This is a genomic window from Pantoea sp. MT58 (assembly GCF_014495885.1).
Lineage (GTDB): Bacteria > Pseudomonadota > Gammaproteobacteria > Enterobacterales > Enterobacteriaceae > Pantoea > Pantoea eucalypti.
The window spans coordinates 147923-165387 of the sequence record NZ_CP061084.1 but is presented as its reverse complement, the minus strand read 5'-3'; the positions used below and the strand labels follow the sequence as shown (position 1 = coordinate 165387).

General features: G+C 53.3%; 19 protein-coding genes and 1 riboswitch. Of the genes, 13 read left to right on the top strand and 6 right to left on the bottom strand.

What is annotated here, in order from left to right; genetic code table 11:
* Positions 1–102: 102 nt before the first annotated feature.
* Positions 103–522 carry a cell envelope integrity TolA C-terminal domain-containing protein gene (locus tag IAI47_RS19680; protein ID WP_223296428.1) on the bottom strand — a complete coding sequence of 140 codons (420 nt, stop codon included), beginning with the start codon at positions 520–522 and terminating at the stop codon, positions 103–105.
* A 222-nt stretch (positions 523–744) separates the two neighbouring features.
* On the opposite strand from IAI47_RS19680, the gene IAI47_RS19675 reads away from it, so the two are divergent.
* Entirely contained in the window at positions 745–990 is a 246-nt protein-coding gene (locus tag IAI47_RS19675) for a ParD-like family protein (protein WP_003854973.1), read from the top strand.
* Complete coding sequence (gene map, locus IAI47_RS19670) at positions 987–1772, top strand: type I methionyl aminopeptidase (protein WP_003854972.1); 786 nt, start codon at positions 987–989, stop codon at positions 1770–1772. The genes IAI47_RS19675 and map overlap by 4 nt, the downstream gene beginning before the upstream one ends.
* A 36-nt stretch (positions 1773–1808) precedes the next feature.
* Here the strand turns inward: map and IAI47_RS19665 are convergent, their stop codons facing one another.
* Together IAI47_RS19665 and IAI47_RS19660 are read right to left on the bottom strand one after the other, a co-directional pair.
* Positions 1809–2903, bottom strand: coding sequence for a diguanylate cyclase (locus IAI47_RS19665; RefSeq protein ID WP_008924597.1), 1095 nt, complete (start codon positions 2901–2903; stop codon positions 1809–1811).
* 188 nt (positions 2904–3091) lie between these two features.
* Positions 3092–3400, bottom strand: a complete 309-nt coding sequence (locus IAI47_RS19660) for a hypothetical protein (protein WP_003854970.1) — start codon at positions 3398–3400, stop codon at positions 3092–3094.
* Between the two features lie 229 nt (positions 3401–3629).
* Between IAI47_RS19660 and IAI47_RS19655 the strand changes: the two genes are divergently transcribed.
* Together IAI47_RS19655 and IAI47_RS19650 are read left to right on the top strand one after the other, a co-directional pair.
* Entirely contained in the window at positions 3630–3854 is a 225-nt protein-coding gene (locus tag IAI47_RS19655; RefSeq protein WP_003854969.1) for a hypothetical protein, read from the top strand.
* A gap of 338 nt (positions 3855–4192) precedes the next feature.
* Positions 4193–4879: a hypothetical protein gene (locus IAI47_RS19650; RefSeq protein ID WP_008924596.1), complete on the top strand. Its 687-nt coding sequence runs from the start codon at positions 4193–4195 to the stop codon at positions 4877–4879.
* Positions 4880–5104: 225 nt separating this feature from the next.
* Here the strand turns inward: IAI47_RS19650 and IAI47_RS19645 are convergent, their stop codons facing one another.
* The gene (locus tag IAI47_RS19645) at positions 5105–6154 is read right to left on the bottom strand and encodes an NAD(P)-dependent alcohol dehydrogenase (RefSeq protein WP_008924595.1); all 1050 of its coding nucleotides are present in this window, start codon (positions 6152–6154) and stop codon (positions 5105–5107) included.
* A 110-nt stretch (positions 6155–6264) separates the two neighbouring features.
* Here IAI47_RS19645 and IAI47_RS19640 point away from each other — a divergent pair, with 110 nt between their 5' ends.
* Positions 6265–6669 carry a helix-turn-helix domain-containing protein gene (locus IAI47_RS19640; protein ID WP_003854965.1) on the top strand — a complete coding sequence of 135 codons (405 nt, stop codon included), beginning with the start codon at positions 6265–6267 and terminating at the stop codon, positions 6667–6669.
* Between the two features lie 13 nt (positions 6670–6682).
* On the opposite strand, the gene IAI47_RS19635 is transcribed toward IAI47_RS19640, so the two are convergent.
* Complete coding sequence (locus IAI47_RS19635; RefSeq protein WP_140034045.1) at positions 6683–7504, bottom strand: Cof-type HAD-IIB family hydrolase; 822 nt, start codon at positions 7502–7504, stop codon at positions 6683–6685.
* Between the two features lie 254 nt (positions 7505–7758).
* Between IAI47_RS19635 and IAI47_RS19630 the strand changes: the two genes are divergently transcribed.
* A complete protein-coding gene (locus IAI47_RS19630) occupies positions 7759–9024 on the top strand; it encodes a DUF1479 domain-containing protein (RefSeq protein WP_008924593.1) in 1266 nt (421 codons plus the stop codon).
* 76 nt (positions 9025–9100) lie between these two features.
* Positions 9101–9850: a DNA-binding transcriptional regulator YciT gene (locus IAI47_RS19625; RefSeq protein WP_008924592.1), complete on the top strand. Its 750-nt coding sequence runs from the start codon at positions 9101–9103 to the stop codon at positions 9848–9850.
* Here IAI47_RS19625 and IAI47_RS19620 read toward each other — a convergent pair.
* Positions 9847–10863: a LacI family DNA-binding transcriptional regulator gene (locus IAI47_RS19620; protein ID WP_003854958.1), complete on the bottom strand. Its 1017-nt coding sequence runs from the start codon at positions 10861–10863 to the stop codon at positions 9847–9849. The two genes, IAI47_RS19625 and IAI47_RS19620, sit on opposite strands and share 4 nt — an antisense overlap.
* Before the next feature lie 257 nt (positions 10864–11120).
* Between IAI47_RS19620 and ascF the strand changes: the two genes are divergently transcribed.
* The 6 genes from ascF (at position 11121) to IAI47_RS19590 (ending at position 17461) form a co-directional block, all read left to right on the top strand.
* Positions 11121–12569, top strand: coding sequence for a PTS cellobiose/arbutin/salicin transporter subunit IIBC (ascF, locus tag IAI47_RS19615; protein ID WP_003854956.1), 1449 nt, complete (start codon positions 11121–11123; stop codon positions 12567–12569).
* A 35-nt stretch (positions 12570–12604) separates the two neighbouring features.
* On the top strand, positions 12605–14035 hold the full coding sequence (locus IAI47_RS19610) for a 6-phospho-beta-glucosidase (protein ID WP_008924591.1): 1431 nt from the start codon (positions 12605–12607) through the stop codon (positions 14033–14035).
* A 105-nt stretch (positions 14036–14140) separates the two neighbouring features.
* Positions 14141–14243, top strand: a riboswitch (TPP riboswitch).
* A gap of 68 nt (positions 14244–14311) precedes the next feature.
* Positions 14312–15013: a thiaminase II gene (tenA, locus tag IAI47_RS19605; protein WP_003854952.1), complete on the top strand. Its 702-nt coding sequence runs from the start codon at positions 14312–14314 to the stop codon at positions 15011–15013.
* Entirely contained in the window at positions 15010–15750 is a 741-nt protein-coding gene (locus tag IAI47_RS19600) for an ABC transporter ATP-binding protein (RefSeq protein WP_008924590.1), read from the top strand. Before tenA ends, IAI47_RS19600 begins: the two co-directional genes overlap by 4 nt.
* A complete protein-coding gene (locus IAI47_RS19595; RefSeq protein WP_003854948.1) occupies positions 15747–16502 on the top strand; it encodes an ABC transporter permease in 756 nt (251 codons plus the stop codon). Before IAI47_RS19600 ends, IAI47_RS19595 begins: the two co-directional genes overlap by 4 nt.
* A 23-nt stretch (positions 16503–16525) precedes the next feature.
* Positions 16526–17461, top strand: a complete 936-nt coding sequence (locus tag IAI47_RS19590; protein ID WP_003854946.1) for an ABC transporter substrate-binding protein — start codon at positions 16526–16528, stop codon at positions 17459–17461.
* Positions 17462–17465 lie beyond the last annotated feature (4 nt).

The following is a 17465-nucleotide window of genomic DNA, read 5'->3' as shown; positions in this document are numbered from 1 at the left end:
CCTGATTCAGCATGTGAGAGCGTAGTCTGGGTTTCAGATGCGTAACACGTAAACAGATCAGCATTGAATCCAGTGCGTTACACTCCGGATAGCTCTCATCCTTTACTGCGGAGCAAAATGGATTGTCATACTGTCCTTCTGGAATGGGCGGCCCACGGGGAAAGTATTGTTATCTACTGCCTGATTAATGGCTTCAGTAGCCGCAACGCACAGATCCGGATCGCCGCCCACCACATTTATATTTACCGGATGATCGCGTTGCGCCAGCTTAATTCTTACGTCACATGTTTTACCGCGATAAGTATCTGCATCGAAGAAGCGATGCTGTATTGATGTTGAGGCCTGGCATATCCAAAGCATCGCCTCGCGTTGTTGCGTTTGCTGAGGTGTCTGAGCTTCACACTGTGATTTAATCTCTGATGCGTCTGGAGACTTAATTCCCTTATGATTGATAGGGTTTGTCCGTGTATTGCATCCGGAAAGGACCAGTGCGAATGTTAAAACAACAATTTTTTTCATCATGGCTTCCCTGTCGATTTTCCTGATTTGTAGCATGAATAGTGCAATTGAGTAGCCACCGCCAATAGACTCTCTTCAAAGCCAATACCACGATCTCCACACCGGCAACCCGACAAAGTCTATAAAACTTGTACGGAAATTCATACAGCCATTCACGCCCTCTTTGCAAATCACATCCGCTACCGTTACTCTATACGAAACGTATACACTTCATATAAGGCTTGTATGGGTATCGTAAAAATTTCCGACCTGATGCATGAGAATCTCCGCATCGCCAGCCAGGCGATGAGCCGCTCGATCAATGCCCAGGCAGAACACTGGCTTAAGCTTGGCATGCTGGCTGAACTCTATCCGCAGCAGACTCAACACCAACTGGCGCAAATGCTGATCCGGCTTGAACTGGAAGGCAGCGCTGATATTCGCAGTATGCTCCCAAAAGAGAGCCTCATCCCACAAGGAGACGTGTCATGAACACCGTTAAAATACATACCGCAGCGGAAATTGAAATGGCGCGCGCAGCCGGACAGGCTGCTGCTCAGGTACTGGCGATGATCACGCCTCATGTGCGTCCCGGTATCACCACGGAAGAACTGGATGATATCTGCCACGACTTCATTGTGAATGAACTTAAGGTCACACCCGCGAACATTGGCTATCACGGCTATACCCGCACCACCTGCACATCGGTTAATCATGTGGTATGCCACGGTATTCCGGCCAGTAAGACGCTTAAGGATGGCGATATTGTGAATATCGATGTGGCGGTCATCAAAGATGGCTGGTACGGCGATACCAGCCGCATGTACTTTGTCGGCACCCCATCAGTCCGGGCCAAACGTCTGGTTGAGATCACCTATCAGTCGATGGTTGCGGGTATTAAAACAGTTCGTCCTGGCGCGACGCTAGGTGATGTGGGTGCAGCAATTCAGCGTGTTGCGGAAGCCGCAGGTTTCTCGGTGGTGCGTGAATATTGCGGTCACGGCGTCGGGGAGATTTACCACACCGATCCGCAGGTGTTGCACTACGGCACACCCGGTGAAGGGATGCCATTGAAAGCTGGCATGATTTTCACCATTGAACCGATGATCAACGCCGGTAAAGCAGGCACCAGCGTGCTGTCAGATGGATGGACGGTGGTCACGAAAGATCGCTCGCTTTCCGCGCAATGGGAACACACCGTCGCAGTGACTGAAGAAGGTTTTGATCTGCTGACGCCGTGGCCTGAAGGCACCGGCGACTATCCCGCAATTTAATCCCCCTGCCTGAGACACTGTCTCAGGCAGTGTTCTCTATCTGCTTCTGACTTCATCCAGCGTTTCCAGCGTGCCCGAATGCCAGACCTGTATGTTATTGCGACCGGCGCGCTTAACCTGATAAAGCGCTTCATCAGCGCATCTCAGCCATTGATGGATTGATTCCGCATCACTTGCCGGTGCAATTCCAATACTCACCGAGCACTGAAAAGTGGGAGACGCTGGCAGCCGCAGCAGCGCAATGCCCTGTTTAATCTGCTCTGCCAGCAGCGTAATGCTGGCTTCGTCTGCATCCCGCACAATGACGCATAACTCATCACCCCCGAAACGGGCAGGAATATCTTTCAGTCCGACGCTATTACGAAGCAGTGCCGAGATTTCTGCCAGTAGAAAGTCACCAGCCTCATGCCCAAAGGTGTCATTCACCTGCTTGAAATGATCAACGTCCAGCAGCATTAGCCAGGCTTTACCCTCACCTCGCTGGGTGCGCAAAAACTCACTTTCCAGACGCTGCTCAAACAGACGTCGATTTGGGATTTTCAGCCCGGGATCCATCAGTGCAATACGTTCCAGCTCGCGGTTCTTTTTGCGCAGACTCAGGGTCAGATTATGTGACACCACGCTGAGTGCCAGCAGATATCCGCTGGCCAGCGGCAAGGTCAGCCAGACGGTACGGGTACTGAAATTAAGCAGAATGGGCGCCTTTTCCACCAGCCAGGCCAGCATGAAGGTAAACAGAAAAGCCTTTATTGCGGATTTCAGCTGAACCCAGCCCCCAGCCGAATAGCGATCGGAGATCAGCACCGCCATGATAATAATTGAGGGCAACGGGCTGAGCGCCATGTTTGCAACCCAGAATCCGCCAAAGGCGGCATCCAGCGTTAAACTTTTGCGTTCAAATCCAGTGGGGTCGCGGGATCGCAACGCCAGTCGGTACGCTGCATAAGGCCAGACAAACGCATTAGTAAACAATAAGGCGCAGAGCTGCGGGCACATTCCCATCTCCATCAGGACAGAAAGAATGGGCAGAAAACAAAGAAAGGTACCAAGCTGGCGCATCATAAACATTCGCCGGACAAATCGCGTCGAACGTCGCTTCAGTTGTACATCATCGGGGGTGTAATAATTCATACGCGCACTGAAGCAGTTACAGGTCAGGTAAGTTTATCGGTAAATGAAGAAAAATTGTGAATTATTTGCAGATTATTCTTATTGCTTGTACGCGAGTTAATTAAAAGGTGTAATTAACTTACGGGACTGGAAACAGCGGTGAGAGATTGCCACGCGTCGTGAATAACGCGCGGCATCTCTGATGCAGATTATCTGCGGCCTTTAACGATTGAGGCAGACCAGTTGAAATCGCTGACTTCACTGGCGGTCAATGAAGAGGGCTTCTTTTTACGAAGCGGCTTTTTCTGCGCTTTTAGCGCCAGCGCTTTTTCCTTCTCCAGTTTACTGGTCATAACGATCTGACGTGCTTCACTATTAAATTCTTTTTCTTTCTTACTATCAGGCTCTTTACCGGTTCGTTGACGGTACTTCTCTGCCAGTCCGTTGTAGGTTTGCTCGACGGCCAGACGTTCATCAGCGTTGAACTGATCAATGGAAATCATCTTCTTATCGTTCATAGCGGCATGTCCTGTGGCGAGTTATTCAGGCAAGTGTACCGCATTTGCCGTTCGTTAATGCAGGGAATGGCATTAATCCGTCGACGTGATAGTTTCATGAGCCTTCCGGCAGGACAAATACGCCTGATCCTATTCGTAAGCCTGACTCAATCAGGTTTCTTTCTTAATATTAAACTAATGTTCATCAGGTTTAATGGTAGTGACCACGTACCGCCAGAGAGCAGAACCAATGATAAGAGAGACCGATCGCCTGTCACAGGCATTATTACGGCGGCATGGGATTGGCATTAAACAGAAACGCTTACACTTCAGAGGCAGAGATCTGCTGTTTCAGTTGCACAACGCCCGCTATGATGTTTTCAATGGTGACCGCTGTATTGCGACTGTAGAAACTAACAATATCAACGAAGCCATTAAGCAGTTTAAAGCGCTGGATAACCCTGATGAGAAATAATCCCGCCTGATTCATGACCTGTTTCAGAGGGATCACGCCGTCAGAACCGTTTGTGTTGTGATGCAGGATAATCAGGATGCTCGAAGTTTCGAGGGTTTGTAAGAAGGTATATGGCGTGCAGCACCCGATAACGCCATTGCAGCCCTGCTGCACGATCAGCCGATGCGGCTTGAAAATGAATGCCGCACAATCGTTTGCAACGGAATCAGTGGAAAGCAGCCTGTTACGCCTGTCTACCTGGTAAGCCGGAGAGTGTTCATCCGGTTCAACGCCAAATTTAGTGTTAATTAAACCGGTGCTGATTAGAATAAAGCAAACTCCCCGAATACAGGTTTCTGATGAAAATCACCATTCACAAAGAAGATGAGCTGTTTATGCAAAACTTCTTTGATGCACCCTGCCACACTCTCGAAACAGAATCGCCGCAGGCTCAAAAAATTCAGCAATCTCTTCAGCTGGCTATTCAGCAAAAAGGTGCAGAGGCCGATGGCGACTGGAAACGTAGCCTGACATTTCTGCTGCTGTTTCTCTTTCTGTATGCTGCGCTGGGTGCTTCACTGACGCTTGATCTCAGCGCCCCGGGCACGGGCCATAAAAGTATTGCCTATGCGCTGGAAGCGATTCCGGTACTTATCGCCTTCTCCGGTTTCTTCATCTCAATTCTCTATCTCTTCCTGACTCGCGCCAGTGCGCGTAAACAGCGTAATTGGGAAAAGACGATTCTGGTGCTGGAGAAATACGCCATCGGAAACCTGTTCAAGGTGACACACACCCAGGGTGGCGGCACCAGCAATTACTCCGTGCCGAATCTCTCCATTTCACTGGCGATGTTTATCTGTGTAACCTGGCTGGTGATTTATAACTATCTTACATTCACCACCAGCGGTGTATTCGGTAGTGTGATTTCGCTGTTCATCAGCACCATGGTGTATGTGATTCTGGATATTCAGTTGCTTAAGCCTTTCATCCATGTGATGGATAAAGATGAATCAGAAAAGGGTGACGCGGATAAAGAACAGGATTAACCAGGATCTTCTGCGGTGTCAGAATACCCGGCCACTGTGAGCCGGGTATTTTTTTTCCACAAACAGACCATTGTTACTGGCAGGCCTGTTTTTGCAGTGAATTCAATGAAACGCGAAACGAACACAACCTTTGTATGTTGTAACTATATGACAGCCTTATTATACCCCACTTAGCGCTGAAGAATCTCCGCCAGAAAGCCCGCTTTGATAGCGGGCCTGCCGTCATTACCAGTGAGTTTTCTGCATATCGATAACGAAACGGTATTTCACGTCACCAATCAGCATACGTTCAAAGGCTTTTTCAACGTCGTCACCGGTGATCATCTCAACGTCAGCCGTGATGTTGTGCTGACCGCAGAAGTCGAGCATCTGCTGCGTCTCCTTAATGCTGCCAATTGAGGTGCCGCTAATACTCAGGCGGCGAAACACCATTGGGGTGACATTCGGTGACTTATGCGGTTGATCGGGGATGCCGACCAGCACCAGCTGACCATTGGTTTTCAGCGCATTGAGGTAAGGATCGAGATCATGAGCCGCAGCCACACAGTCCAGAATGATATCCAGGGAGGCCTGACACGCTGCCATTTGTGCCGCGTCTCGCGAGATGACCACGTTTTTAGCACCCAGACGGCGCGCATCCGCCCCTTTCGCCGGAGAAGTGGTAAACAGAGTGACTTCTGCACCCAATGCGCTGGCGAGCTTAACCGCCATGTGTCCCAGTCCGCCAAGGCCGATAACACCTACGCGGTCGCCTGCTTTAACATTAAAATGCTGCAACGGTGACCAGACAGTCACACCTGCACACAACAGCGGTGCCACAGCGCTCAGCGCCAGATTGTCGGGTACCGTCACCACAAAATGCTTGTCGGCAATGACATGCTGCGCATACCCACCAAAGGTGGTATTGCCGGTGTATTTGTCGGTGCCGTTATAGGTTGGCGTGAAGCCCGCCTCGCAATATTGCTCTTCCTGCTGCTGGCAAAAATGGCATTCACGGCATGAATCGACCATAACACCCACGCCTACGGTATCTCCGACAGAAAAGCGTGTGACATTGTCACCTTTATCCACTACGCGTCCTACAATCTCATGACCGGGAACCAGTGGATAGCGGCTCACGCCCCATTCATTCCGTGCCATATGAAGGTCAGAATGACAGACGCCACAATAAAGGATTTCGATTTTGACATCGTCAGCCTGCACGTCACGTAACTCAATCTGACCCGCCTTTAACGGTTGATCTGACTGGGTGGCTACCAGCGCGTTAATTTTCATCTGTTGCCTCTTCTCATCTGATGGTCGTAAAGAAAGCGGCCCACTATAGACATACAGGAACCTGTTTGGTAGTAGTTACCTTTTGGTTACCATGAATGTGAGGAGAGACTGTGCCGGTCTGGGTTGAAGGAAAACTTTATTTTTATGCGGACTCACCACCACGTCGCCTGCTTGAGCTCTTTTCCGTGAAATGGAGCACGATGGTGCTGCATGCGCTTTATCACTGGCCGGAAAATCGGGCGCGCACAGGGGAACTGGAGCGCAGCCTGCAGGGAATTTCAAAGAAGATGCTGATTCAGACGCTGCGCGAGCTTGAGCAGCGCGGGCTGGTGTCGCGTCATGTCTGGCAGGTTGTCCCGCCGAAAGTGGAGTACAGCCTTACACCACTCGGCCATACCTTTGCAGAACCGATTGAGCAGATGTATGAATGGGGTCTGGAGAATCAGGCTGCGCTGGATGAAATGGAAAATCATGCGCGCAGCCATCAGGAGAGTGGCGGAGATGACCGCCAGTGATGCACGTTACGGATTAATCGAACGGGAATTCGCGCGCCAGCACGCGCGCAATCACATTTAGCGCGCCTTCGTCGTTGTTGCTCTGTGTCTGATAGTGCGCCACGGCGGCGACAGCCTCAGCAGCATTTGCCATCGAGAAGCTATAGCAGGCCTGACGCAGCATCTCAATGTCATTGGCGCTGTCACCAATCGCCAGCACTTCACAGTCACTGATGCCCCACTTTTCCTGTAGTAGCGCAATGCCGTGTGCTTTATGGCAACCGGGAATGATGAGATCGATAAAGCCAAAGCCGCTGGAGACCGGATGCATAATGTTTTCCAGCTCGCCAAGTGTGGCGTGCAGTCTTTGCAGCAGTGCATTAACGCCTTCGTGCTCCAGCTTCAGCGAGAACTTGAAAATGGTGTCGTCGATGGCATAAAGGTCATCACGCTTTTCGAGTCGGTGATAATGGTTTGCCAGTTGCGCCATCATCTCGTCTGAAGCGGATGCGTGCACATACGCACCATTGCGTCCGCAGACCACAACCGCGATGTCGGGTTCATGCGCCAGGATATCGAGGATCTTATGCACTTTCTCCTGCGCTAACTCGCCGCAGAAAATCTCTTCATTGCAGTCCGAAACCCACGCACCATTTTCTGCCACAAACGCGATTTCATCTTTAATGTCGGGAAAATAGCGCTGGAGCTGGTAATACTGATTCCCGCTCGCCACCACAAAACGAATGCCCTTCTGCTTCAGCAGCGCATACTGACGTGAAAACCGCTGGACGTTGTACTGCTTATTATCGTCCAGAAAGGTGCCATCCATATCCACCGCAATCATCTTAACCGCCATTTCGCCTGCCCCTTTACGTTCGCCGTTCTGTCCTTTCGGCTGATTGATTTGATTCATAAAGCTTACTCGCTGTGTGGATTAATGAGAATGCAAATAGTGACATTGCTAACGGATTTCAGAGCGTTCCGGTTCATCAGTTGTGTTAGCGCGCACGGTTTATGTCGTTAAAAGAATGTTAAGCTCAACGACAAATTACGAATGAAGATTATTTAAATTACATTCGAAACTCAACCATGACGATAAAGGAGCAGAATATGATCCGTGATGAAACCCTGGCTACCCCATTACCTGACGACGTCAAAACCGCTATCCGCAAAATGAAACAGCAGTTACGTCAACAAATCGGCGATGTTGATGCTCTGTTCAAACAGGTCTGCGACAACATCACCACTGCCATTGCGCAGGCAAAAACAGAGGAAGCGCAAACCGGCACGGCCTGGCCGGTCGTGCCAATGCAGGACATTACTGAAGGAAAGGTTTCAGATGAAACCCGGTTGCTGATTAAACGTCGCGGTTGTGTGGTGATTAAGCAGCATTTTGCACGAAATCAGGCTCTGGCCTGGGATAAGTCGATGCTCGACTATCTGGATCACAATCATTTTGATGAACAGTATCGTGGGCCCGGTGATGACTTTTTTGGCACCCTGGCTGCCTCCCGTCCTGAAATCTATCCCATCTACTGGTCGCAGGCGCAAATGCAGGCGCGGCAGAGCCCGGCAATGGCAGAGGCACAATCTTTTCTTAACCGGCTATGGACGTTTAATTCCCAGGGCAAGCAGTGGTTTGATCCGGATGTCAGCGTTATCTATCCCGACCGCATCCGTCGTCGCTTGCCGGGTACAACCTCTAAAGGCCTGGGTGCCCACACCGATTCAGGAGCACTTGAACGCTGGTTGCTGCCCGCTTATCAGCAGGTTTTCAGTAAGCTGTTCCACGGTGAATTTGCCGCATACGATCCCTGGGACGCGGCTCACCGTACCGAAGTTAACGAATATGATCTGCCAGGCACCACCAAATGTTCTGTGTTTCGCACCTTTCAGGGCTGGACCGCGCTCTCCGATATGATCCCCGGCCAGGGCCTGTTGCATGTGGTGCCGGTGCCGCAGGCGATGGCTTACGTTTTGCTGCGTCCGCTGCTTTCGGATGTGCCTGAAGATGAGTTGTGCGGTGTGGCGCCGGGTCGGGTATTGCCCGTGAATGAACAGTGGCATCCGCACCTGATTGCCGGGCTCTGTTCAATACCGGCTCTTGAGGCGGGTGATTCCGTGTGGTGGCACTGTGATTTGATTCACGCTGTTGCACCGGTTGAGAACCAACAAGGCTGGGGCAACGTGATGTATATCCCCGCAGCACCGATGTGTGAGAAAAACCGCGCTTATGCCCGTCGTGTTGCAGAGGCGCTGGAGCAGGGACGTTCACCGGCCGATTTCCCGCCTGAAGACTATGAAGCAGAATGGGAGCAACGTTTCATGCCGGAAGATCTCAACCTCAATGGCCGACGGTCTCTGAATTTAGCCTGACGCAACCCCGCGTCGCGCACCGGCGCGGGATAATCCCTGTTACACTGCCTCTTTTATTTAACGGCGAAGCGCGATTATGAACCCGCGACATCATCAGATCATTCAATTAGTTAATGACAGGGGCAGCGTAACTGTCAGTGAACTGGCGCAGCATACCGGAGTTTCGGAAGTGACGGTGCGCCAGGATCTGACACTGCTGGAACGTGATCGGCTGCTTCGCCGGGTTCATGGCTCTGCGCTGGCACTGGATAGCGATAACGTCGGCACCCGCATGAATACCCGTTATTCTACCAAGCAGGCGCTGGCACGACATGCGGCCAGCCTGGTGCAGGCGGGTGAGTCGGTTTTCATCGAAGGGGGCAGTACCAATGCGCTGCTGGCGCGGGCGCTGGCCGACCGTGCGGACCTTACGCTGATTACCGTCAGCCACTACATTGCCCAGCTTCTGCGGGAGGCTGCCTGTGAAGTGATTGTGCTTGGCGGATTATTGCAGAAAAGCAGTGAATCCGTTGTGGGTCCGCTGACGCGTTATTCCATTCAGCAGGTCCATTTTCACAAAGCGTTTGTTGGTGTGGATGGCTGGCATCCGGAGACGGGTTTCACCGGCCGCAATATGCTGCGCTGTGATGTGGTAGATGCAGTGCTGGCGAAAGGCGCTGAAAGCTATGCGCTGACTGACGCGTCTAAATTTGGTCAGATTCACCCCTATCCGCTCTCATCCGGCTTTCAGGTCGGGCATGTAATTACTGATGAGACACTGGATTCCGCGACGGTCGTGCAACTCAGCGAACAGGGGATCGAGGTGATACAGATCGCGACAGGTTAAGCCGACCAGGGGCCTTTAGTCACGGAGTCCCGCATCATCAGGCTGGCCGTGAAAGGCGCCTGAGTCTGCCAGTCACCCCCGTCCAGCATGGTTACCAGCCGGTTGATCGTCTCGTCGATCATTTCTGTGACCGGTAGCTTCATACTCGATAATGACGGCGTGATATAGGGTGCCAGCGGGATATCATCAAAGCCTATTACCGAGACCTGATCGGGCACTGCAATGTTGCACTCGGTCAGGCGTTTGATTGCACCAATCGCCATCTCATCATTACTCGCCACCAGCGCAGTAAATGACACGTTGCGCTCAAGGAGCGTGTCGACGGCTGCCATACCGCTCTGCGCCGTCCATTTACCCGCCACAATATGGCGGTCGTCAGCGTTAAGGCCCTTTGCCGCCAGCGCAGCACGATAACCGTTAAGGCGCTCAACGCCGGTCGGGGAATCCTGCGAACCGGTAATAAATGCGATATCGCGGTGTCCCTGGTTCAGCAGATAGCCCACGGCCGTGGCACTGCTGGCGTGCTGATCGCTGTAAATGCAGTAGCTGTGGTTGACGCGCAGCCGCCGGTTAATAACCAGAATGGGCTGTTTGTGGCTGGAGATAATCGCATCCAGCGCGTCAATGCTGAGGAAGCGCGGATAGATGATGATGCCGTCACAGCGCAGATCGAGCAGAAACTGAATGGCCGCCTCTTCCTGCCTGGCGGTGTGCTTGCCGTCCGCCAGAATCAGCTGACGGCCCTGCTGCTCCATCATGCGTGCGGAGTGGGCCATTAACTCAGTAAAGTAGCTGCCGCTGTAAAGCGTGTTGGTGATGACCAGTCCGATTGTCTGAGACGTTTTTGTCGCCAGATTGCGGGCCAGCAAATTAGGCCGATACCCGGTTTCTGCAATCGCCTTCAACACCCTTTCACGTTTTTCCTGTCCGACGTAGCCATTACCGGAGAGCACACGTGACACTGTCGCTTTTGAAACGCCCGCCTTAATTGCTACTTCCTGAATCGTTGTCATTGTGATGCTCCTTTGCTACGTCGTCCTGCAGTCTACCTAAGCCTCTCAATATTGGAAATATTTACCCGGTATGTATACGCACATCATCAAATTTAGCAGGTGATGCACTTCACAAAATAGAAATCTGCCCGATTTATACTCTTGTCGCCGAACGTAAAGACCTTCATGATTTTGTGAAACCGGTTTCCTATTTGTCTGCTTGCAGGCATTAAAAACATAAAAATTTTGACCGATTTACCCTACAGAGAAGAGCGATCATGCCCATGAACTATGCCGAGGTGTCACGCGCCATTGTCGATGCGCTTGGCGGCCTCACCAATATCGAAGCCGTCACTCACTGCATGACCCGCCTGCGTTTTGTCCTGAAGGATCAAACACAGGTCGACTATCCACGTCTTAAAGCCATCACAGGTGTCATGGGCGTGGTACACAACGATACCCAGTACCAGGTGATCATCGGGAATAACGTATCGCAGGCTTACCAGGCGGTGCTGGAACTGGGATCGCCCGGCGCAGCTTCGACTGTGCCGGTGAAACGCAAAATTACCCTGAGAAGTATTGGCGCAGGCATTCTGGATGCGCTGGTGGGCACCATGTCGCCATTGATCCCAGCCATTATTGGTGGGTCCATGGTGAAACTGCTGGCGATGATTCTTGATATGGCGGGCGTGTTTGAAAAAGGTTCATCAACGCTGGTGATCCTCAACGTCATTGGCGACGGGGCATTCTTCTTCCTGCCGATCATGGTTGCCGCCTCAGCGGCGCTGAAGTTCAAAACTAATATGTCGCTGGCGATTGCCATTGCCGGCGTTCTGGTCCATCCCAATTTTGTTGAGCTGATGGCAAAAGCGGCGCAGGGTCAGCCGGTCGAGTTCGCTTTCATACCGGTCACCGCGGTGAAATACACCTATACGGTGATCCCGGCGCTGGTGATGACGTGGATCCTGTCACACATTGAACGAGGCGTGGATCGCATCACCCCTGCGGTCACTAAAAACTTCCTGAAACCGATGCTGATTGTGCTGATTGCGGCACCCATTGCGATTGTGCTGATTGGCCCGATTGGTATCTGGATCGGCAGCGGCATCTCCGCGCTGGTCTACACCGTCCATGGCTACCTTGGCTGGCTTTCGGTTGCGATTATGGGCGCTCTCTGGCCGCTGCTGGTGATGACCGGTATGCACCGGGTTTTCACACCAACCATTATCCAGACCATTGCCGAAACCGGCAAAGAAGGCATGGTGATGCCGTCAGAGATCGGCGCCAACCTGTCGCTGGGCGGATCGTCGCTGGCGGTGGCGTTCCGCACTAAAAACCGTGAACTGCGCCAGACCGCACTGGCAGCTGCGGCATCAGCCATTATCGCAGGGATTTCAGAACCGGCGCTGTATGGCGTTGCAGTGCGCCTGAAACGCCCACTGATCGCCTGTCTGATCAGTGGTTTTATCTGTGGCGCGGTTGCGGGCATTGGCGGGCTGGCCAGCCACTCGATGGCCTCACCCGGCCTCTTTACCAGCGTACAGTTCTTCGATCCCACCAATCCCATGAGTATTGTCTGGGTCGGTGCGGTCATGGTGCTCTCGGTGGTGTTGTCATTCGTGCTGACGCTACTGTTAGGCTTCGAGGATATTCCTGAGACAGAACCCGAAAGCGCTGCGCAACCTGCGCCTGCTACCGAACGCGCTAACGCGATCAATAGCCATTAGGAAAAGGGTCAGGCTGACCCAAAAAAGAGGATTGCATGTCTGATTCAAGGTTCCCGCAAGGGTTTTTATGGGGCGGCGCGCTGGCCGCTAACCAGAGTGAAGGTGGTTTTCGTGAGGGCGGAAAGGGCTTAACCACCGTCGATATGATCCCGCATGGCCCAAACCGGATGCCGGTTAAACTGGGTCTGGAAAAACGTTTTGCCCTGCGTGACGACGAGTTCTACCCCAGTCATGACGCTATCGATTTCTATCACCGCTATCCGGAAGATATTGCGCTGATGGCCGAAATGGGGTTCAGCGTGTTCCGCACCTCAATTGCCTGGAGCCGGCTCTATCCTAACGGTGACGAACTGACGCCTAATCCGGAAGGCATTGCGTTTTATCGTGCGGTCTTCGAAGAGTGCCGGAAATACAATATTGAACCGCTGGTCACGCTTTGCCATTTTGATGTCCCGATGCATCTGGTCACGGAATATGGCTCATGGCGCAATCGCAAAATGGTCGATTTTTTTGCCCATTACGCACGAAGCTGTTTCGAGGCGTTTGATGGACTGGTGAAATACTGGCTGACCTTCAACGAGATCAATATCCTGCTGCACAGTCCGTTTTCCGGGGCTGGCCTGGTCTTTGAACCCGGCGAGAATAGAGACCAGGTAAAATATCAGGCGGCACATCATGAACTGGTTGCCAGCGCGCTGGTTACGCGAATCGCGCATGAAGTGAATCCGGTCAATCAGGTCGGCTGCATGCTGGCCGGCGGCAATTTCTATCCCTGGTCGAGCAAACCGGAAGATGTCTGGGCTGCACTGGAGAAAGACCGCGAAAACCTCTTTTTTATAGATGTGCAGGCGCGCGGTGCCTATCCGTCTTACGCTGCCCGCGTGTTCCATGAAAAAGGGGTGACGCTGGAGATCGCTGACGGTGATGCCGACATTCTGAAAAACAGCGTCGATTTTGTCTCATTCAGTTACTACGCCTCACGCTGCGCGTCGGCAGAGATGAACGAGCAGAACAGTAGCGCCGCCAACGTGGTGAAATCCCTGACCAATCCCCATGTGCCACGCAGTGACTGGGGCTGGGGCATCGATCCGCTGGGGTTACGTATCACGATGAACATGATGTATGACCGCTATCAGAAGCCTCTCTTCCTGGTGGAGAATGGCCTGGGCGCGCGCGATGAAGTCGACGCCAGTGGCGAGATTAATGACGATTACCGTATCAGCTATCTGCGTGAACATATCCGCGCGATGGGCGACGCCATTGAAGATGGTGTACCGGTGATGGGTTATACCAGCTGGGGCTGTATCGATCTGGTTGCCGCCTCGACCGGCGAAATGAGCAAGCGCTACGGTTTCGTCTACGTAGACCGCGACGATCTGGGTAACGGCACGCTGGCGCGTACGCGTAAAAAATCATTCTGGTGGTATAAGAAAGTGATTGCCAGTAATGGCGCAGATCTTGAGTGACACTGTCACTTAAAAAGCACATCTGAATGCACTGTCGCGTAGCAAACGTGCCTGAGCATAACACTGACGCATCCGTTGTGCTCAGGCACTAATTATCGTATAACGAATGTCTCCGAGGGGTGTCCTGTCATGGGCTGAGATGGCGAAAGCCGAACCCTTTGAACCTGATCTGGGTCATGCCAGCGAAGGGACGGGTCGGCAGATTTTCTGTCTCATTTCCTGCACTATCCCCTGTTCCAGACCGTATGCCCGGATCTCCCTTTTAATGGAGATCCCATGTCACATCCGCTTTTCGAGACCGGTTTCTATGGTCGTCTGCGCCAGCAGGCGGGCACGCAATGGCACGCCTATGTAAGGCACGATTTTGTGCAGCAACTCGGTCAGGGTACGCTGCCTCCTGCCGCCTTCCGTCACTATCTCACCCAGGATTATCTGTTCCTGCTCCACTTCGCCCGTGCCTGGGGTCTGCTGATCAGCAAACTCTCTGAGCCTGACGCTCTACGACGCGCTACGGCATCACTTAACGCGATTATCGGTGAACTGCCGCTGCACCTCGCTTACTGCCAGCAATGGGGCATCAGCGAGGCAACAATGGCACGCGAACCCGAAGCAGCGGAAACGCTCAATTACACCCGTTATGTGCTGGATGCCGGTCACACCGGCGATGCACTGGAGCTCATAACGGCGCTGATGCCCTGTGTTGCCGGTTACGCTGAAATCGGCCTGACTTTGCTGGATGATCCTGCGACGCGCATTGAGGGCAACCCTTACGCCGAATGGATTGAAAATTACGGCGATGAAGCCTATCTGGCCGGGGTAGGCTCGTCACTGATACTTTTTGAAACGCTGGCTCAGCAGCGCGCCGGAGAACAACGTTTTGATCGGCTGGCGGAGATTTTCACCACTGCGACCCGGCTGGAAGCGGCATTCTGGCAAATGGGGATAGATCACGCTGCCGATCTTCGGGTCAGACCATGAGCCAGCTGTGCAATGCCACACCGCCAGGTATTTCAGTTCGCCAGCTCAGCCTTACGCTGGGTCAGCAACAACTTTTCAGTCAGCTTGATCTGGAGATCGCCGGGGGTAAATTTACGGCGTTACTGGGTGCCAGCGGTGCAGGCAAAAGCAGCCTGATGCGTGTCATTGCCGGTCTTACGCCACCCAGTTCGGGACAGATTAGCGGCAGCGATGGCCTTCCGCTGACCGGACGCATCGCCTGGATGGGGCAACAGGATTTGCTCTATCCGTGGCTGACGATTGAGCAAAATGTCTGCCTGGCCAGTCGGCTGAAAGGCGAGAAAGCCGATCGCGACTGGGCGCAGTATCTGCTGGCAAGGGTTGGGCTGAGCCAGAGCGCCCGCGCGCGGCCCGCTACACTCTCCGGCGGGATGCGTCAGCGCGCTGCGCTGGCCCGCACTCTCTACACGCGTCAGCCTGTTGTGTTAATGGATGAGCCATTCTCCGCGCTGGATGCATTGACCCGTCATGAGATTCAGATGCTGGCGGCGGAGGTGCTGGTCGGTCACACGGTGCTGCTGATCACCCACGATGCCGCCGAAGCCTGTCGTCTCAGTCATCACCTGCTGGTGATCGGTGCGGCGGGAATCGAAGCCTCTCCACCACTACAGGGCCTGCCGCCAAGGGCAGCCGAGGACGCCGGCTTAATACGAAGTCAGGCCGCACTGTTGAAACAGCTAAGCGGAATAGCCAGATGAGCACACGTTTCGTACGTTTGCGTCGTGGAATTACGCTGTTTGCCGGTCTGATTGCAGCATGGTGGCTGGCCACGCTGACCTGTATTCCCGCCTTTCTGCTGCCCTCGCCCGCTGCAGTCGCTATTGCGCTGTGGCAGAACGCTGACTATCTCAGCTATCACACTCTGATTACCCTGACCGAGATCCTCAGCGGCATGGCGCTCGGCGTGCTGCTGGGTGGTGTGCTGGCGCTGGGCATGACCTATTCACCGTGGTTACAGCGCTGGATGATGCCGCTGGTGATCACCAGCCAGGCGATTCCGGTATTTGCGCTGGCTCCGCTGCTGGTTCTCTGGTTTGGCTTTGGCATGAGCGCCAAAGTCGCGATGGCCGTGCTGGTGATCTTCTTCCCGGTAACCTCCAGCTTTTTTGATGGCCTGCGCCGCGTTACGCCCGGCTACCTTGACCTGGCTCGCACTATGGGCGCTTCCCCTTCAGCACAACTGCGCCATGTCAGGCTGCCAGCGGCGCTGCCTGCGCTGGGTTCAGGGTTACGGATGGCGGCGGCCGTCGCGCCGATAGGGGCAATTATCGGCGAATGGGTCGGCTCAGCGGAAGGGCTGGGTTTCGTGATGCTGAATGCCAATGCCCGGATGCAGAGCGACCTCTGTTTCGCTGCCCTGTTCATTCTGGTGCTGATGACCCTCGCCCTGTGGCTGACTATCGATCGCCTGCTGCGCCGCCTGATTAGCTGGGCTCCTGAGACAATTTGATGACCCTTAAAATGAGAAATCCCATGACTAAACTGCCCCTGTTAACCCTGCTCTTCAGCGCCACCTTAACCACTCAGGTTCAGGCGATGGAAAAACTGACGCTGGTACTCGACTGGTATATCAATCCCGATCACGCGCCAATTATGGTGGCGCAGCAGACCGGCGCGTTTGCCGCTGAAGGACTGGAGGTAAATATCGTGCCGCCTTCCGATCCGGCCCTGCCGCCACGTCTGGTCGCGGCAAAGCAGGCGGACTTAGCCATTACCTATCAGCCTCAGCTGCATTTCTTCGCCGATCAGGGATTGCCACTGATGCGGGTCGGCACGTTGATTGACACGCCACTGAACACACTGATGACGTTAGACAAAACGGTAAAAAAACCGGCGGATTTAAAAGGTAAACGCATCGGCTATTCAGTGAGTGGTATTGAACAGGCGACGCTGGCGACCATGCTGGCCCATGACGGCGTCAAAGCCGATCAGGTCAAATTGATTAACGTTAATTTTCAGCTCACCAGTGCCCTGATGACCGGCCAGGTAGATGCGGTTATCGGCGGCTATCGCAATATTGAAGCGCTGGAGTTGAAACTTGCCGGCAAAGAACCCGTGGTGCTTAACGTCGAGGATTATGGTGTTCCCGCTTATGACGAGCTGATTATCGTCGCCAACCGTGACGAGGCGCACTCGGAGAAGATTCAGAAGTTTCTGCGGGCATTGAAGAAGGGAAATGCGGAGCTGCAGGCGCATCCTGAGGAGAACTGGCTGATCTTTGCCCGCGAGCATCCTGAGCTGAATACACCGCTAAACCATCAGGCATGGCGTGCCACGCTGCCGCTGTTCGCCGCCGATCCGGCAAAACTGGATCGTGCACGCTATCAGGCTTATGAGCAATTTCTGTTTGATAACAAGCTGATTAAAGGCATCACGCCGGTTCAGCGCTACGCTATCGGCAGTGAGTGATAAG

Coding starts and splice junctions, on each gene's coding strand:
- IAI47_RS19655 (WP_003854969.1), top strand. CDS start 3,630: ATGATAAGAGAGACCGATCGCCTGTCACAGGCATTATTACGGCGGCAT.
- tenA (WP_003854952.1), top strand. CDS start 14,312: ATGTCACATCCGCTTTTCGAGACCGGTTTCTATGGTCGTCTGCGCCAG.
- IAI47_RS19675 (WP_003854973.1), top strand. CDS start 745: ATGGGTATCGTAAAAATTTCCGACCTGATGCATGAGAATCTCCGCATC.
- IAI47_RS19610 (WP_008924591.1), top strand. CDS start 12,605: ATGTCTGATTCAAGGTTCCCGCAAGGGTTTTTATGGGGCGGCGCGCTG.
- IAI47_RS19620 (WP_003854958.1), bottom strand. CDS start 10,863: ATGACAACGATTCAGGAAGTAGCAATTAAGGCGGGCGTTTCAAAAGCG.
- IAI47_RS19630 (WP_008924593.1), top strand. CDS start 7,759: ATGATCCGTGATGAAACCCTGGCTACCCCATTACCTGACGACGTCAAA.
- map (WP_003854972.1), top strand. CDS start 987: ATGAACACCGTTAAAATACATACCGCAGCGGAAATTGAAATGGCGCGC.
- IAI47_RS19665 (WP_008924597.1), bottom strand. CDS start 2,903: ATGAATTATTACACCCCCGATGATGTACAACTGAAGCGACGTTCGACG.
- IAI47_RS19625 (WP_008924592.1), top strand. CDS start 9,101: ATGAACCCGCGACATCATCAGATCATTCAATTAGTTAATGACAGGGGC.
- IAI47_RS19680 (WP_223296428.1), bottom strand. CDS start 522: ATGATGAAAAAAATTGTTGTTTTAACATTCGCACTGGTCCTTTCCGGA.
- IAI47_RS19650 (WP_008924596.1), top strand. CDS start 4,193: ATGAAAATCACCATTCACAAAGAAGATGAGCTGTTTATGCAAAACTTC.
- IAI47_RS19600 (WP_008924590.1), top strand. CDS start 15,010: ATGAGCCAGCTGTGCAATGCCACACCGCCAGGTATTTCAGTTCGCCAG.
- IAI47_RS19595 (WP_003854948.1), top strand. CDS start 15,747: ATGAGCACACGTTTCGTACGTTTGCGTCGTGGAATTACGCTGTTTGCC.
- IAI47_RS19645 (WP_008924595.1), bottom strand. CDS start 6,154: ATGAAAATTAACGCGCTGGTAGCCACCCAGTCAGATCAACCGTTAAAG.
- IAI47_RS19635 (WP_140034045.1), bottom strand. CDS start 7,504: ATGGCGGTTAAGATGATTGCGGTGGATATGGATGGCACCTTTCTGGAC.
- IAI47_RS19660 (WP_003854970.1), bottom strand. CDS start 3,400: ATGAACGATAAGAAGATGATTTCCATTGATCAGTTCAACGCTGATGAA.
- IAI47_RS19590 (WP_003854946.1), top strand. CDS start 16,526: ATGACTAAACTGCCCCTGTTAACCCTGCTCTTCAGCGCCACCTTAACC.
- ascF (WP_003854956.1), top strand. CDS start 11,121: ATGCCCATGAACTATGCCGAGGTGTCACGCGCCATTGTCGATGCGCTT.